This is a genomic window from Nodosilinea sp. FACHB-131 (assembly GCF_014695395.1).
GTDB lineage: Bacteria > Cyanobacteriota > Cyanobacteriia > Phormidesmidales > Phormidesmidaceae > Nodosilinea.
Map to the genome: position 1 here is coordinate 23,819 of NZ_JACJOF010000032.1, position 16,357 is coordinate 40,175.

11 protein-coding genes are annotated in these 16,357 nt (G+C 59.8%); 7 read left to right on the forward strand and 4 right to left on the reverse strand.

Annotated features, from left to right (window positions below; all coding sequences use genetic code 11):
- Positions 1–162 precede the first annotated feature (162 nt).
- Entirely contained in the window at positions 163–3,681 is a 3,519-nt protein-coding gene (locus H6F75_RS21640) for a DNA polymerase III subunit alpha (protein WP_190754520.1), read from the forward strand.
- Between the two features lie 79 nt (positions 3,682–3,760).
- Here the strand turns inward: H6F75_RS21640 and H6F75_RS21645 are convergent, their stop codons facing one another.
- The 3 genes from H6F75_RS21645 to H6F75_RS21655 form a co-directional block, all read right to left on the reverse strand.
- Entirely contained in the window at positions 3,761–4,891 is a 1,131-nt protein-coding gene (locus H6F75_RS21645; RefSeq protein ID WP_242020265.1) for a spermidine/putrescine ABC transporter substrate-binding protein, read from the reverse strand.
- Positions 4,892–5,067: 176 nt separating this feature from the next.
- Positions 5,068–5,400 (reverse strand): TMEM14 family protein, encoded by a 333-nt coding sequence (locus H6F75_RS21650; protein WP_190754521.1) that lies wholly within the window; start codon positions 5,398–5,400, stop codon positions 5,068–5,070.
- 39 nt (positions 5,401–5,439) lie between these two features.
- A complete protein-coding gene (locus tag H6F75_RS21655; RefSeq protein WP_190754522.1) occupies positions 5,440–6,792 on the reverse strand; it encodes an MFS transporter in 1,353 nt (450 codons plus the stop codon).
- A 585-nt stretch (positions 6,793–7,377) separates the two neighbouring features.
- Between H6F75_RS21655 and H6F75_RS21660 the strand changes: the two genes are divergently transcribed.
- The 3 genes from H6F75_RS21660 to H6F75_RS21670 all read left to right on the forward strand — a co-directional run bounded on the left by H6F75_RS21660 (position 7,378) and on the right by H6F75_RS21670 (position 9,321).
- Positions 7,378–8,316 (forward strand): hypothetical protein, encoded by a 939-nt coding sequence (locus tag H6F75_RS21660; RefSeq protein ID WP_190754523.1) that lies wholly within the window; start codon positions 7,378–7,380, stop codon positions 8,314–8,316.
- Positions 8,317–8,385: 69 nt separating this feature from the next.
- On the forward strand, positions 8,386–8,952 hold the full coding sequence (locus H6F75_RS21665; RefSeq protein WP_190754524.1) for an OsmC family protein: 567 nt from the start codon (positions 8,386–8,388) through the stop codon (positions 8,950–8,952).
- 96 nt (positions 8,953–9,048) lie between these two features.
- A complete protein-coding gene (locus H6F75_RS21670; RefSeq protein WP_190754525.1) occupies positions 9,049–9,321 on the forward strand; it encodes a hypothetical protein in 273 nt (90 codons plus the stop codon).
- Between the two features lie 452 nt (positions 9,322–9,773).
- Here the strand turns inward: H6F75_RS21670 and H6F75_RS21675 are convergent, their stop codons facing one another.
- A complete protein-coding gene (locus H6F75_RS21675; protein ID WP_190754526.1) occupies positions 9,774–10,559 on the reverse strand; it encodes a pentapeptide repeat-containing protein in 786 nt (261 codons plus the stop codon).
- A gap of 172 nt (positions 10,560–10,731) precedes the next feature.
- Between H6F75_RS21675 and H6F75_RS21680 the strand changes: the two genes are divergently transcribed.
- The 3 genes from H6F75_RS21680 (at position 10,732) to H6F75_RS21690 (ending at position 16,326) form a co-directional block, all read left to right on the forward strand.
- A complete protein-coding gene (locus tag H6F75_RS21680) occupies positions 10,732–12,555 on the forward strand; it encodes a hypothetical protein (RefSeq protein ID WP_190754527.1) in 1,824 nt (607 codons plus the stop codon).
- Complete coding sequence (locus tag H6F75_RS21685) at positions 12,552–14,543, forward strand: DUF3685 domain-containing protein (protein WP_190754528.1); 1,992 nt, start codon at positions 12,552–12,554, stop codon at positions 14,541–14,543. The genes H6F75_RS21680 and H6F75_RS21685 overlap by 4 nt, the downstream gene beginning before the upstream one ends.
- A gap of 262 nt (positions 14,544–14,805) precedes the next feature.
- On the forward strand, positions 14,806–16,326 hold the full coding sequence (locus H6F75_RS21690) for a glycosyltransferase family 2 protein (protein WP_190754529.1): 1,521 nt from the start codon (positions 14,806–14,808) through the stop codon (positions 16,324–16,326).
- Positions 16,327–16,357: the final 31 nt, after the last annotated feature.

Sequence of the window (16,357 nt, forward strand, 5' to 3'; positions counted from 1 at the left end):
ATGGCGGTTTAGATTTCTGTATTTCCTAGAAATTCGCTAGATGTAGTTCTATAAAATCCGCAAATCCGCTAACCTTAGGAGCAGCTTGGACGACCTCAGGTTAGAAAAATCTAGCCCACAGGCCCCCAATACAGTAAAATTGTACTATTATATCGCGGCGCTATGTCCTTTGTTGGTCTTCACGTCCACAGTGCCTATAGCCTGCTCGATGGGGCCAGTCAGCTGCCCCAGCTGGTAGAGCGGGCTAAGGAACTGGGCATGCCCGCGATCGCCCTCACCGACCACGGCGTCATGTATGGCGCGATCGAGCTGATCAAGGTCTGTAAAGGGGCGGGCATCAAGCCGATCATCGGCAACGAGATGTATCTGATCAACGGTGACATTTCACAGCAGCAGCGCCGTCCCCGCTACCACCAGGTGGTGCTGGCCAAAAATACTCAGGGCTACAAAAACCTAGTCAAGCTCACCACGATCTCCCACCTACAGGGGGTGCAGGGCAAGGGCATTTTTTCGCGCCCCTGCATCAACAAAGATTTGCTAGAGCAGTACCACGAGGGGCTGATCGTCACTAGCGCCTGCCTCGGTGGCGAGGTGCCCCAGGCAATTTTGCAGAAGCGGCCCGATGTCGCCCGCAAGGTGGCTCAGTGGTACAAAGACCTCTTCGGCGAAGACTACTACCTCGAAATTCAGGACCACGGCTCCCCCGAGGACCGGGTGGTAAACGTGGAGCTGCTGAAGATCGCCCGCGAGATGGATATAAAAGTCATCTGCACCAACGACTCTCACTACATCTCCTGCAACGATGTGGAGGCCCACGACGCCCTGCTGTGCATTCAGACCGGCAAGCTGCTGACCGAAGATAAGCGGCTGCGCTACAGCGGCACTGAGTATCTGAAATCCGCCGATGAGATGCGGCAGCTGTTCCGCGACCACATTGAGCCGGAGGTAATTGAGGAATCGATCGCCAACACCCTGGAAGTCGCCGACAAAATCGAAGACTACACCGGCATCCTCGGCCAGTCGCGCATTCCCGACTTCCCCATTCCCGCTGAGTTCAACGAAGACGCGGGGGCATACATGGGGCATGTGGCCAAGGAAGGGCTGATTAAACGGATGAAAGTGGCCCGCTACGAGGAAATTGAGCAGGAGTACCGCGATCGCCTCGAATACGAAATCGAGATGATGATCCAGATGGGCTTTCCTACCTACTTTTTGGTGGTGTGGGACTACATCCGCTTTGCTCGCGACAACAACATTCCCGTTGGCCCTGGTCGGGGCTCGGCGGCGGGCTCCTTGGTGGCCTACGCCATGGAAATCACCAACATCGACCCCATCCACCACGGCCTGCTGTTCGAGCGCTTTTTGAACCCCGAGCGCAAGTCGATGCCGGATATTGACACCGACTTCTGCATCGATCGCCGCGACGAGGTGATCAAATACGTCACCCGCCGCTACGGCGAGGAGCGAGTGGCCCAGATCATCACCTTCAACCGCATGACCTCTAAGGCGGTGCTCAAGGATGTGGCGCGAGTGCTGGATATTCCCTACGCCGAGTCAGATCGGATGGCGAAGCTGATTCCTGTCGCCCGGGGCAAGCCCACCAAGCTGAAGGTGATGATCTCCGACGACACCCCCGCCCCAGAGTTCAAAGAAAAGTACGACAACGACCCCCAAACCCGCCGCTGGATCGACATGGCCCTGCGCATCGAGGGCACCAACAAAACCTTCGGCATGCACGCCGCCGGGGTGGTGATCTCTAAAGACCCCCTCGACGAAATCGTCCCCCTCCAGCGCAACAACGACGGCCAGGTGATCACCCAGTACTACATGGAAGATGTGGAAGCGCTGGGTCTGCTGAAGATGGACTTCTTGGGCCTGCGCAACCTGACCATGATCCAAAAAACCCTGGAGCTAATCGAGGCGACCCACGGCACCAAAATTGACCCCGACGATCTGCCCATGGATGACCCCGCCACCTATAAGCTGCTGGAGCGCGGCGATTTGGGCGGTGTATTTCAGCTGGAATCTTCCGGCATGCGTCAGATCGTGAAGGACCTCAAGCCCTCGGGTCTAGAGGACATTTCCTCAGTACTAGCTCTCTACCGGCCGGGACCGCTAGATGCGGGGCTGATTCCCAAATTCATCAACCGCAAGCACGGGCGCGAGAAAATCGACTTTGCCGACGAAATTCTGAAGCCGATTCTGAGCGAGACCTACGGCATCATGGTCTACCAGGAGCAGATCATGAAAATTGCCCAGGATATGGGCGGTTACTCCCTCGGCCAGGCCGACTTGCTGCGGCGGGCCATGGGTAAAAAGAAAATGTCGGAAATGCTCAAGCACCAGGAGAACTTCGTCAGCGGCGCGATGCAGAAAGGCGTCGGCAAAAAAGTGGCGACAGAACTCTGGGACCAGATGGTGAAGTTTGCCGAATATTGCTTCAACAAGTCGCACTCCACCGCCTACGGGTTCGTCACATTTCAGACCGCCTACCTGAAGGCCAACTACCCGGTGGAGTATATGGCGGCGCTGTTGACCTCCAACAGCGGCGATCAGGACAAGGTGCAGATGCACATCGGCAACTGCATCGCCATGGGCATTGAGGTGCTGCCGCCAGATATCAACCGATCGCTGGTCGACTTCACCCCCGAGGGCAAGAGCATTTTGTTTGGCCTCTCAGCGGTGCGCAACGTGGGCCTGGGGGCGATCGAGTGCATTCTGAAGAACCGCGAAGCAGAGGGGCCGTTTAAATCGCTGGCGGAACTGTGCGATCGCGTCGACCTGCATTCCGTCAACCGTCGCGCTTTAGAATCGCTGATTCTAGCCGGTGCTCTCGACAAGCTTGACCCCAACCGCAACCAGCTCATGCAGGATCTAGAGCTGGTGATCGACTGGGCCCAGGGCCGGGCGAAGGATCGCGAAATTGGCCAGGGCAACCTGTTTGACATGATGATGGGCGGCGGCGACACCCAAAGCCCTACGCCTTCGGCGGGCTACGAAACTGCGCCTAAAGCACCGCTGGTGGCCGACTTTGAGGCCCAGGAAAAGCTGCGGCAGGAGAAAGAACTGCTGGGTTTCTACATCTCTGACCACCCGCTCAAGTCGGTGCAGCGCTCGGCGCGGGTGTTGGCCCCGATCAACCTAGCGGAGCTGCACGAGCAGCCGGATAACGTGACCCTGAGTGCGATCGTGATCTTGGCCAGCGTCAAGCCGGTGGTGACGAAGAAGGGGGACCGGATGGCGATCGTTCAGCTCGAAGACCTCACCGGGCAGTCGGAAGCTGTGGTCTTTCCCAAATCCTTTGAGCGCATTGGGCAGCACATTGTCGCCGACAAGCGGTTGATGATCTGGGGCAAGGTCGATCGCCGCGACGATCGCGTCCAGTTCATCATTGACGATGCTGAATCGATCGAAGATGTGCGCATGGTGATGGTGGAGCTAGACCCGCGCCTAGCGGGCGACATCGAGCAGCAGCACCGTCTGCGCAACGTGATTCGCAACAACCAGGGCGATGACCCTAAGTATGCACGGGTGCCGGTGATTGCGGTGATTGGCGGCAACCAGCAGCGGCAGTTTGTGCGGCTGGGGGCGCAGTTTCGCGTCAAAGATCCTGAGGCGGCGGTGAATGCGCTGGTGAATGCGAACTTTCAGGCCAAGGCGACGCCGCTGATCAGCGCGTGAATCCCTTTTGGAGAGGCCCGGTCCCTTCTGCCTGTAGCCGATGGCTTGGCATTGCAAAGGCACCGGTCTTAATACACCGCTAAGCGCTCGTCAACTCAGTCCAGTAGCGATCGAATAGATCAGCGGTGGCCGTATCTAAGGGGACAATGCCCTCGCAGCTGGCAAGGACCGACTCTGGCGGAAACAGGGTTTCGCTATCTTGCAGTTCGGCGGGCAGCAGGTCAAACGCCGACTGGCTAGGGGTGGCAAAGCCGAGCTTCTGCACGGCAAAGGCGGCATTCTCAGGTTCCAGCATGAAGTTGAGCCAGGCGTAGGCGGTCTCTGGGTTCGGTGCATCTTTGGGAATCGCGATCGTATCGGTCCAGAGGGAGCTGCCAGAAGTGGGGATGACGTAGCGCAGGTTGGGGTGCTCGGCGGGGAGGGCGTTGCCCAGGTGCGAGTAGGTCATGCAGAGGGCGAGATCGCCAGCAATGAGCGAGTCTTCCCAACCAAAGCTAGCGAACTGTGCGATCGCCGGTTTCAGCTCCTGCAACCGCTTAAAGGCGGCTTCAATCTGCCCAGGGTCAGTTGTGTTATAGGAATAGCCCAGCGAGGCCAGGGTTGCCCCCAGGGTTTCGCGGACGTCGTCGAGTAGGGTGAGCCTGCTGGTGAGGGCGGCTTGCTGCTCCCACAGATAAGCCCAGTCGGTGGGAGGTGGGCTGAGCTGAGTGGTGTCATAGATCAGCCCGGTGGTGCCCCAGCTAAGCGGGATGCTGTGGGCGTTGTTGGGGTCGTAGGTGGGGCTTTGCCAGGGGCCGCGCAGGTCGTCTAGACCAACCAGTTGGCTGTGATCGAGGGTGGCCAGCAGCCCCAGCTCAACCATCTGCTGCACTATGTAGTCGGAGGGATAGAGAATGCTGAACTGCTGCCCGCCGCCCGCCTGGATTTTCGCCAGCATGGTCTCGTTGGAGTCGTAGGTCTGCACCTCAATGGGGATGCCGGTGGCCTGGGTGAAGCGATCGTAGACCTCATCGTCAACGTAGTCAGACCAGGTGTAGATGTAGAGGGGTTTCTTACTGCCTGCCTCGGGGGGGTTAGCACCCGGCTGTCGGCAGTTCGCTAGGGCCAAACTAGACACCGTAGCCGTTGAGAATTGCAGAAATCGCCGCCGGGAGAGACGACATGGGCGCGATCGCCCCATTGGGCCGGTCTTTGACCAACGAACGGTCATACTTTCTCAAGGATTCTAAAATATGGGCCTTAGTCTACACCCACAAGAATCCAGCGGCACAGTCCACCAGTCGTTAACAGCTTGGTAGGTTGGCTCAGCAGAACGTTAGCGTCCTTTCTTGTCAGCCTTAGCTCACTTTTGCCCCATCGCAGTTGAGCCTGAGCTCAAGCTCAGGCTTAAACGGCCAGCGCAATGCCAAATACAACCGCGCAAAATAAACTCACGATCGCCATCAATCCGGCGGGCATAAACGCATTGGTCTTGCGGAAGCGCAGGCCGAAGACGATCAGAAGCACGATCGCCAGGCAGGTGGCCAGCGCTATACCCGCGTTGTAGCTGTTGCTCAGGGTGATCCACCAGGCGATCAGCAAGGCTGCACCGCTGATCAGCCCAGAAATGAGAGAGGGTTTGCTGCGAGCTTTCACATAGCCCATCACGCCCCCCGCTATGACCAGCACGGCGTAGAGCAAGAGCACCCAGGGCGCGATCGCAACGATCAGAAAGAGCATATTCGCACTTCAGCAACGGCTTGCTTCAAGCGTACTGCCTTAGTCAACCTCCTCGCGATCGTGCCAGGGGGCAAACACGGGCAGCAGCATTAGTCCGGGGAGGGCGGCGAGCAGCGTAATGCCAAAAAATAGGGGCCAACCCTGCTGAGTAGCCCCTGCCAAAGCGGGTATTGCAGCAATGTTGGGGTTGCTCTGCACAAACTGCTGTAAGCGCTGGGCAATCTCGCCGCTAGCGGGGCCAGCGATCAGATCCCGCCCGACCGCCATCAGGCTAGAGAGCAGGGCAAACTGGGTGGCCGAAAACCGGGCATTGCACAGGCTCATCAGAAAGCCGACAAAACCCGCCGTCCCTAGCCCGGCGCAAAAGTTTTCGACGTTGATGGCCAGCACCATGACCAGGTAATTTTTGCCGACGATCGCCAATATCAGATAGCCCAAATTGCTTAGAGCCTGAAGCCCGCCAAAAATCCACAGAGAGCGGTTGATGCCCAGCTGGCTGAGGGCAGCTCCGCCCGCCAGGGTGCCGACGATGGTGGCCACGAGCCCCAGCCCCTGACGAATGGTGCCAATGTCGGTATCCGAAAAGCCCAACCCCTGGTCGCCCAAAAAGGGAATGGCCATTTTCGCCGTCAGGTTGTCGCCCAGCTTGTAGAGCAGAATGAACAGCACCACGGCGCTCGTCCGCTGTACCCCCAGGCGGCTAAAAAACTCGGCAAAGGGCTGCACCACCGCCTGTTGCAGCGAGTCGGGCGGGTGCACGGTGCGTACCGGCTCCGGTGCCCATAGCGAGACCAGCACCCCCAGCCCCATCAGCCCGGCCATCACGCCATAGACCCAGGGCCAGGTAATGCGATCGGCCAGGATAAAAGCCATCGCTCCGGTTAACAAAATGGCGATCCGGTAGCCCAAAACGTAGGTAGCGGCTCCAGCCCCCATTTCACGCTCCTCCAGCACATCGGTGCGGTAGGCATCAATGGCGATGTCTTGGGTGGCGCTGAGAAAGGTAATCCCCAGGGCGATCAGGGCGACGAGTTGCAGCACCGAGGCTGGCGTGGGCGAGGGGTCAGCAGCGATCGCGGCCATCTGTAGGGCGAGAATTGCGATCGTCACCACCAGGCCCAGCTGCCCGATCACCATCCAGCCCCGGCGTCGGCCCAGCCGGGGAGGAACGAAGCGATCGAGAAAGGGCGACCACAAAAATTTGAGGGAGTAGGGCAGGCTAATCAGACTGAACCAGCCAATGGTTCTCAAATCGAGCTGAGCCTTGGTCATCCAGCCCCGAAAGGCGTCATCCATCAGGGCGTAGGGCAACCCCGAAGCAATGCCCAACAGCAGAATGGCCGCCATCTTGCGGCTTTGAAAAACCCGAACTAGGGACTGAGTAGCTTTCACGATTTTGCAGACCGGATGTTGGCTGGGGATGACATCAGAGCAAGATACTAGCAGATTAGGTCACTTAGCTCGGGATCGCCTTTGCCACTCAAGCCGGTGGCCAGGTGTTGAGTAGCAGTCATGCCATTTCCTCCTAGCCGGTTTGAGGTTTAAGCACTGGGAGCAAACCGCAACTATGGAGTTGCGGTAGTAGGTCAGCTAAGTGGGATTTTGAAGCCCTCTTGTCATTACAAAGCCACCTTTAAACGCAGCGAACGTAGTCGGCTAGGAAGTCTACGGTGAGGGGGCAACAGGGGGAGATGCTAGGCGATCGCCCGCCCTTACATTCAACTTGCCTCACCCCATCGGGCACAAGAATCTTCAGCTATCACCGCCAGCACTTTGACTTCAGCGGCAATTAGACCCTAGGGAGCCGGTTGTTCTTACCGGTGAGAACTTGGCCTGCCTGCGTTTGACGCTGCCGGGACGATTTTGCGACGGTCTGGCGACGGCCCCTTTTCTAACCTGAGAACAAGTTAAACCAACGGCCCGAGGGCACCGACCCGACCAGCCATGGCCAGCCCCCGTTTATTTCAGGAGATCTGAATGACCGCAGCAACCGTTCCGAAATATAGCTACCAAGCAATTCTCAAAGATGCCGCGCGGGTAGCCTGGCAGGTGGAAGACCTGATTGGCCCCGATCGCCCCCTCGACTTTACTCGGCCCTTTTTGCCCGAAGCGCTGGTGCAGGCCAAGGCGATTCCGGGCCTCGATGCTAAGGCGGCCCTAGCGCTCAACCACATCCGCAGCAACAGCTATCTGCACCTGTTTGGGCTGGTGGAAGAGTTCATTCTGCCCCTGGTGGTTGACCATGCCAAAGCCTTGGGCTGCTATGACATCGTGGCCACCCAGGCTTACCTGGGCTTTGCCGCCGAAGAGAGCAAGCACATTCGCCTGTTTCGCCAGTTTGCGACGGCCTTTGAGGCCGGATTTGGCCACCGGTGCGAGGTGATTGGGCCACCTGAGGCGATCGCCAACTTTGTGCTCAGCCACAGCGCCCTGGGTGTGGCCCTGGTGACCCTGCACATTGAGTGGATGAGCCAGCGGCACTTTTTAGAGAGCGTTCGTCACCAGCAGGATGCCCTCGACCCGCAGTTTTGCAGCCTGCTGAAGCACCACTGGCAGGAGGAGGCCCAGCACGCCCGACTGGATGCTCTGATGGTCGAGTCGATGGCCCAAACCATGGATGACAGCGGCATCGCTACCGCCATTGACGACTACATCGCTATCATTCGCTACCTCGACCAGGGCCTTAAAGCCCAGGTGCAGCTCGACATCGCCAGCCTGGTGCAGGCCACTGCGCACACCTTTTCTGCCCCTGAGCGGGATGAGATGCAGCGCATTCAAGAGCGGTCATACCAGAACGCATTTTTGATCGCGGGCATGACCCATCCCAACTTTGAGCAGAGCGTGCAGGCCATAAGCGCGGCAGGATCTGCTCAAATTGCGGCCCTGGCCCACGAGTTTTTGTCGGACGACCCATAACACAACGAAATGGCTGCGGTCATTTCACGGCTTTGACTGTTTTTATTCCCAAAATCAAGGAGTTTGATTATGACTACGACCGAGCAGGCTTACACCATCAATGGCTTTGCCCCCAGCGGCGTCACCGAGCTAGTTGCTGCCATTCAGCAAGATGCTGCCCAGGCGCAGATGGCCTTCCATGCCACTACGGCTTGGGTAGATGGCACGCGATCGCTCACCCGCATGACCTCCTTCGACTGGGCTGGGCAGCCCTACGCCCGCAACTTCTCGCTCACCATCGACGAGCCCGAGGAACTGGGCGGCACCAACATGGGACCGAACCCTCAAGAGGTGCTGCTGGCGGGCGTAAATTCCTGCATTCTGACTACCTTCGTAGAACACTGCTCTCTAGAAGGCATTCGGCTAGAGAAAGTGGAGATCCACAGCACCGGCACCCTCGACGTGCGCGGCTTGCTCAAGCTGGACGAATCAATCCAGGCCGGGTACCAGGATATGCGCTGGACGCTGACCGTAAAAGGCGACGCTACCCCTGAGAAATTCCAGCAGATGTACGAGGCGACGATCGCCTCCTCGCCCAACTTCTGGAACCTGGCCAACCCCGTCAAGATCGTGCCATCCCTCCAGGTCGAAGCTTAGACCTGGCTCAGGTCGGTCTGCCCGAAGTAGTCGTGCGGGCTGCGCGCTCGCACGATTGCGTTTCATCTTTTATTGATTGCCGTTGAGGAAACCGCGATGAAAGCATCCACCCCCCTGCCCCAACACCCATATTCACCATTAGATCCAGTTAGCCAGCAAACACCTCAGCCCACCTGGGTGAGAGAGTGGTTGTGGCAGCGCTGGAAAACTCTGATTGCGGCCATAGCGGGCAGCACTGCCCCTCAAATTCGGCTGCTGCGGGATAGGCCTCTAAGCTGGAAAGCCTACGACCCGGTCTCTAGGCAGACGACCTACTTTACCGGCGAAGATGAGCTACGACAGTGGTTAGAGCAGCGCTACTATCGTTAGATACCTTGTCCTTGGGCCATCAACATTTAGATGACAGATACTTGGGATAGGGTGGCACTGTCTTCTGATTGGGTGGCACATTTCGCCTGGTTGACTCCTAAGCCGAGGAGCTTGTCTTGGGGGCAGAGCGATCTGGCCTACCTGCTACTCCACCACACCCCTCAGCTGCGCCAGCCCATTGCCGCTGCGCTCTGACCCGACTACCTGAAGCCCAGGGCAAGACTAGACTGCGGCGAGGGCTTCACCGCCTCAAGCACACCCTACCTGAGGCAGAGCAATATCTCAGCATTCAACTAAGACTCTGCAATGGCTACCCACCAACCCCTACCAGCTCGACGTGGCCGAGTTTGAAGCCTCTCTGAAAGCGGCGGCTCTGGACCAAGCCAAGTTACCGCCGAACTACACAGGCTTAGACGGCGGCAATACCAACCTGACAGTGCCTCGGCTCCGCTCTAGGGAGTAGAGCGATCGGGGCTCAGCCCTAGCTCTGCGCAGTGCTCGTTGCTGATGTCGCCATTGGCCATGCGGGTGTTGCAAAACCGAGCAGTGCTGAGATCGGTGCGGTTGAGATTAGCGTCTCGCAGGTCGGCGTCGGTGAAGATGGCCCCCGCTAGCTGGGTATCGCGCATTAGGGCCTGGCGCAGGTCGGCCCCGGTGAAGTCGGCCCCCGCTAGCTGAGCACCAATAAAGTTGACCCGAAAAAGCTGGCTGTGGGTAAAGGTCGCATTGGTCAAATCGGTTGCCGACAGACTGGCATGGTTGAACACGGCTCTATCTAGGCGGCTGTTGCTGAGATCGCTGCCGTACCAGTTGCTGTTGCGAGCTTCGGCACGCTCTAAATTGACGTCAGCGGCGTTTACATCCTGGAGTTCGCTGCCGGTGAGGGTAGCCTGGCTGAGATTGGCTCCGGCCAGGTTGGCTCCAGTCAGGTCAGCGGCGCTGAGCACCGCCTGTTGCAGGTTAGTCTGGCTCAGGTCGGACTGGGTTAGCTGGGCGCGGGGTAGGCGGGCCTGGCGCAGGTTGGCCCCCGCTAGGTTGGCGTTGGTCAAGTCGGCATCTTCGAGATTGGCGCGAGTAAGCACGACGCCGCTGAGGTCGCAGGCAATGCAGATGCGGCTGATCAGCAGCTGACGCAGGGGGTCGTTGGCGACACCGGGTGCCGCCAGGGCCAGGGCGAGGCCAAACGCTGCAGCTACCCCCGTGGGCCGAATTCGGCGTAGGTCTGTGTGGTATGCCATAGCGTGCAATTCCGATAGGTTTGGCTTAAAGATCTACGATCAAGTTTATAGATTGCCTCTACAATGTGTCAGCATCTTCTGGCTTCCCTGGTTCCCAAAGCCAGTGAGCATGCTAGTTATTAACGCCCAGGCAGTCGAGATGCTGCTGCTCGCTCTCGGTTAGTTTGACGTCATGGCATCGACACCGGCTTCATCGCCCCTGAGTTCTCGACATCGGCAGCGCCCTGGGCCTAGCCAGGTTAAACCCTGGGAATGGTTTTGGCTAACGACCTGGGTGCTCTTGCTCACCGGGTCAGGAATATTTTGCGGCTGGGCGCTGCTCTGGCTAACGCGGATTCCGCCGCTGCCCGACTGTGAGAAGATTACGCCCTTTCATTCGGCCAGCGATCTACTCTACTGCGCCAAGGCTCAGGCCCGCACGGGTGAGCCCAACAATCTGGTGCAGTCGGTGCTGCTGACCGCCAACTGGCCCAAAACCCATGCTAATTACGATGACGCTGAGGAAACTTTAAAGGATGCCTCAGAGCAGATTTTGGTGTTGGCTAACCGCTGGGCCCAGGCGGGCAAGCTCGACGACGCGGTGGCCCTGGCCGATCAAATCCCTCTGAATACGCCGCTGCGCAAGCCAGCCCAGTCGGTGATCTTTGAGTGGCGACAGGACTGGGAGCAGGGCCGAGCCATCGAGGCTAAGCTAAAGCCTGCCCTAGCCGCCAGCGATTGGGAGCTGGCCAAGACCCACCTGCAAGAGTTCAAAAACCTCAAGACCGACTACTGGCTGACCACACGGTATGTGTTTTGGCAGCGGCAGTTTCAGGTGGAGCAGCAGGGGTGGAATCAGCTCTTGCAGGCTCGCGAGCTAGCGAAGACGAATCAGATTGAGAATTTGCGGCAGGCGGTGGTGCTGGCCCGCGCCATCGACCTGCGCACCCAGGTGTGGCAGGCGGCAGAAAGCGATGTCGATCGCTGGAGCAAGACCGTGCTAGATGTGGCGCTCCAGCGCTGGGACGTGGGCAATCGCGCCGGTGCCCTAGAGCTGGCCAGCGTGGTGCCTCCCACCCCCGATCTGAGCCCCGATGCCCAGGCGCTGCTATCCCTCAGCCATGCCCAAGCGATCGCCCGTGAGGTGGAGCCCGTAGGTCAAGGCCTAACCCCGCGCTACAGCGACTTATTCGGGCTAATGGAGGCTATCAGCGCCGTCAGCCAGCTCCCCGCAAACAGTCCCTACGCAGAGGCTGACCTATCCTCAGAGGAGCAGTGGAGCGAACAGCTCACCGATCTGAGACAGCTAAAGTTTAGCGATATGGTAGCCAGGCTAGGGCAGCGCACCACCTACGAATGGGCCATCCGCCAGGCCCAGCGGGTAGAGACGGGGCGACCCCGACGCATTCAAGGGCAGACGCTGATTGCCCAATGGCAGTTCAATTTGCAGCGCATTGAAGACCGCCCCATCTTGCTCGAGGCCCGCAGCCTGGCCCGGCCCGGCACCATTGCGGCGCTGCAAACCGCCATTGCCAAAGCCAGTGAGATTGAGCTAGGGCGCGCCCTGCGGGTGGAGGCCCAATCTCTGGTCGCTGAGTGGCAGCAAGAAATTCAGGTGATCGAAGACCGACCCCTGCTCGATGCAGCGGTGGCCCTGGCCAATCAGGACAAGCTGCCAGAGGCGATCGCCGAAGCGAATAAAATTAAGCCCGACCGCGCCCTCTACAGCCGTGCCCAGGGGCTGATCCAGGAGTGGACGTCCACCATTCAAATTGCTGAGGATAAGCCGATTTTGGATGAAGCCAAGGATCTGGCCTACGGCGGCAGCCTGTCGGCGGCGATCAACTTGGCTAGCCAGATTGGGCCAGGGCGAGCGCTCTACGATGAGGCCAGAGCGGCGATCGCCCTCTGGACAGCCGAGCGGGCCTACATCTGGTCGATCTGGGAAGCTGAGGGTCGCCCTGTGCCCGGCGGCGGTAGCGACTCAGACGACAGTCCCTCCACCGAGCCCCAATGACGACGGCCCCCCTGCGACTCATGCTGGTAGACGAAGACCCGGTGTTTCGCCTGGGCCTACGCATTTGGCTGGAGCAAACCGCTGGCTACGCCGTGGTGGCCGAAGCCACTCAAGCCAACGATGCCCTAGCGATCTTGGCCAGTCGAGCTAGCCTGAAGACGCGATCGGACGTCTCTCCCGACTGGACTCCGCAACCTGCCCCTGACTGGGCCGACGATTGGGCCACTGAAGACCCTAGCCGTCGCCCCGACATCGACCTGGTGATTCTCGATCTGGGTTTGGGGGCGGGGCGTCCCGACCAGTTGCCGGGGCTGCGCCTCTGTGCCGACATCAAAGCACGCTATCCGACTTTGCCGGTACTGGTGCTCAGCGCCCAGACCGAACCGGTGCTGGCGGCTGCGGCCCGGCAGCTGGGGGCCGATGGGTTTGGCGCTCGTGGCATGGCCGTAGCCGATTTGGGTCGGCTGATTGAGCAACTGATCGCGTCTAGACCTCAGCCAGCCAGGGGCCTACGCTCGATCGCAGGCGGTCAGCGTCCTCCTGTGACGATGTGGGAGGCCGAAGTTTCTGGAACAATCCCAGCGGTGCCCAAAGCCCTGATCGCACTGCGCATCAATCTGCGGCGGTCGTCGGTGCAGCAAATTGAAGCGGTGATGGCCCAGATCGAAGCCGAGCAGCGGCGCGGGCGCGGCTCGTTGCTGACAGAGGCGGTGCTGGCTGGGCGCTACCGCGAACTGCGGGCGGCCCGCTGGCTGGTGCGGCGGCTGTTGGCCACCCCCGATTTCTCTGACCAGGGGTCACCGATTGACCGCCCAACTCGCTCCCCCCTAGAGTCGGGGGAACTAGCTCCTGCTCGCCGAAGCGAGACGCCGTCCAACCTAATCCGTAGGGGGAGTCCTGGGTCGGGGCCGGGGGGTGTAGGGGTGATTCCGGGACGGATACCCGTTCCGAGTCAGTTTCCGAACACTGCGCAAACCGATGCCGCCGAGCGCCTGGCCCTGAGCCAGGGCGATCTGGCTACCCTGGTGTTTGAGCGCGTGTTTCGCAAGCTGCAGGGGCTGCTAGACAACACCAGCGATGTGCCGCTGGAGTCTGACATTCTGCGCGACGACAAAAAGCGGGAGCTGCTCTATCTGGTGCTGCGCAAGGTTGAAGACGCCTTGGCCCATCTCCGCGAGGCACAGGTGCTGCCAGGGCAGATGACCGAGAAAAGCCCCCTGGTGCTGCAAGACCTGTGGCAGGCCACCGTCACCGATTTCTTTGGTCGTTACTACACCCTCCAGGTCGATACCCTGGAGCAGCCCGTGGTGCCGACCCTGCTGACCGAGGCCCCGGTAGTGCAGGCGGCGATTTTAGACCGGCTGCCCCTGGTGCCGATGCTGCTAGGGCATCTGCTGTTTAACGAGTCGGTAGTGGTTGACGGCAGCCTCTACCAGGCCGCGGCCCCCGAGGCGATGGCCCGCAGCCAGGAGCTGCTAGAGCACCTGGTGATTCAGCTGGCCAACGCCGTGGTGCAGCCGCTGCTCAACCATTTCGCCGACGTGGAGCTGATGAAGAAAAACCTCTACCACCGCCGCATGATGACCAGCCGCGATATTGAGCGCTTTCGCAATGACCTTTCCTGGCGCTACCGCTGGGACGGGCTAATCAATGAACCCCGAGCGATTTTTGAGAGCCAGCATCGGCTGTTTGGCTTTACCGAGCGGGGCATTCAGCACCAGACGATCTATGCGCCTCGGCGGGAGGAGCTAGAGCAGCTCTCGGGCTTGCAGCGGGCGGTAACCCTGGCGGTGGAGGCTCGCGATGCGATCGCCCCTCGATTTCGCTCCGCAGTTTCGCTGGTGGGCAGCGGTATCGTATATGTGCTGACCGACGTGATTGGCCGGGGCATTGGGCTGATTGGCCGAGGCATTTTGCGCGGGGTCGGCGGTGCCTGGCGCGACCCTCGCTACCGCCGCGATGGCCAGGAAAGCAACCTGCGAGACTAAGCTGTGACTCCTAGTACCTCAACTTTGTTCCGGTTACCGAGGGTGCCAGTGCTAGCAATCGCTCCAACGGGTCATCCAAAATTTACTTTTTTTTGGGACAATCAGCAGGTGCAAGCTGCTTACGAGGGATTTACAGGTATCTATGGCACCTATATCAGCTCACCCTGGCTGGGCTGGTACAGTGTTTCATGGTTGTTAGCGGCAAAGATATGTCGTCGGTTTGCTGGCTTTTCCACCTAATCAAAGGAGTTAATCCCCGCCTATGAAGTCGAGCTTGGCGCTGTTTGCTGAGCCTGTTCTGGCTAACGCCAGACGGCTGCTGTGGTTAAGCCTCTGGCTGCTGTGCATACCGATGGCGGTATACGTCGCTGCTCTTGACTACGGTCATAGCCTGGGGATACTGCAATGGGCCCTACTGGCCGTTTCACTGATTGGTCTGGTAATTATCAACGCCGAAACCGCCGTTGTGATCTACAGCAGCCGTCGGTCTAACCCCTGGTTTGACCGGGGACTGCTGCAGCGCTGGTGCCGGGTGCGGCAGCAACGGCTGTCGTCTGTGGTGCCGGAGTCGCTGCCGCCCCAGGGCGCCCTGCCCGTGGTTTCGGTGCCCCTGGTTTCAACGCCCTTTGTCTCGGTGCCCTTTGTCTCGGTGATTGTGGCGGCTTACCTGCCCAACGAGCAAGACATCATTGAAGACACCCTGCTGCACTGGTTGACCCAGGTGACGCCGCCGGCCCAGGGATGGGAAATTATTTTGGCCTACAACACCCCGACGCGGCTGCCGGTAGAAGACCGCTTGCAGGTGCTAGCGCGGCGCTACCCGGCCCTGGTGCTGCTGCCCGTCCCCCACAGCCACTCCAAGGCCGAAAACCTCAACGCCGCCCTTCAGGTGGCGGCGGGGGAGATGACGGGCATCTTTGACGCCGACCATCATCCGGCGGCCGACTGTCTCAGTCGGGCCTGGGCCTGGCTGTACCAGGGCCGTTATGACGTGGTGCAGGGGCGCAACATTATTCGCAACGCCCAAGATAGCTGGTTGACCCAGCTGATTGCGGTGGAGTTTGAGTGCATCTACGGAATTAGCCACTACGGGCGATCGCTGCTAGCTGACACAGCCCTATTTGGTGGCTCCAACGGCTACTGGCGCACCTCGGCCCTGCGCCACCTGGGCTTTCACCACACCCGCCTGACCGAGGACATCGACGTGACGGTGCGGGGCCTGTTAGGGGGCTGTCGCCTAGTGCATGACCCGGCGATCGTCACTACCGAGCTGGCCCCCGACAACCTGCGCGGACTGTGGTTTCAGCGCCAGCGGTGGAGCCAGGGTTGGCTGGAAGTAGCGGGTTTGCACCTGGGTCGGGTGGCGCGATCGCCCCGTTTAGACGCCGTGCAAAAGCCCTATTGGGTGCTGATGCTGCTCTTTAGCCAGTTTTTTTACCCGCTGGTGTGGCAGGTGGTGCCGATGCTGCTCAGCATTCACCTCAGCGGCCGCGATCGCGACCTCAATTTTGAAAACCTCAACTTGGTGCTGATGGGGTTGCTGACCCTGAGCGTGGTGCTGCAAGTCGCGGTCGCGATGCTGCTGCGTCCCAAGGAGTCGGCCTATACCCGTCGCCACGGTGTGCTCTACTGCCTGCTGTCGCCGGTTTACTTTTGGCTCAAGGCGCTGATTGGCATGGTGGCGGTGGTTAACCATCTCAGCGGCAGCCGAGTTTGGCGGGTCACCGCCCGCACCAAGAGCAAGCCCAACCGGTGGATGGTGGCCCTGCGAGGGGCGAAGTAGTGAGGCTACCACAAGGGGCGTAAGCCCCTTG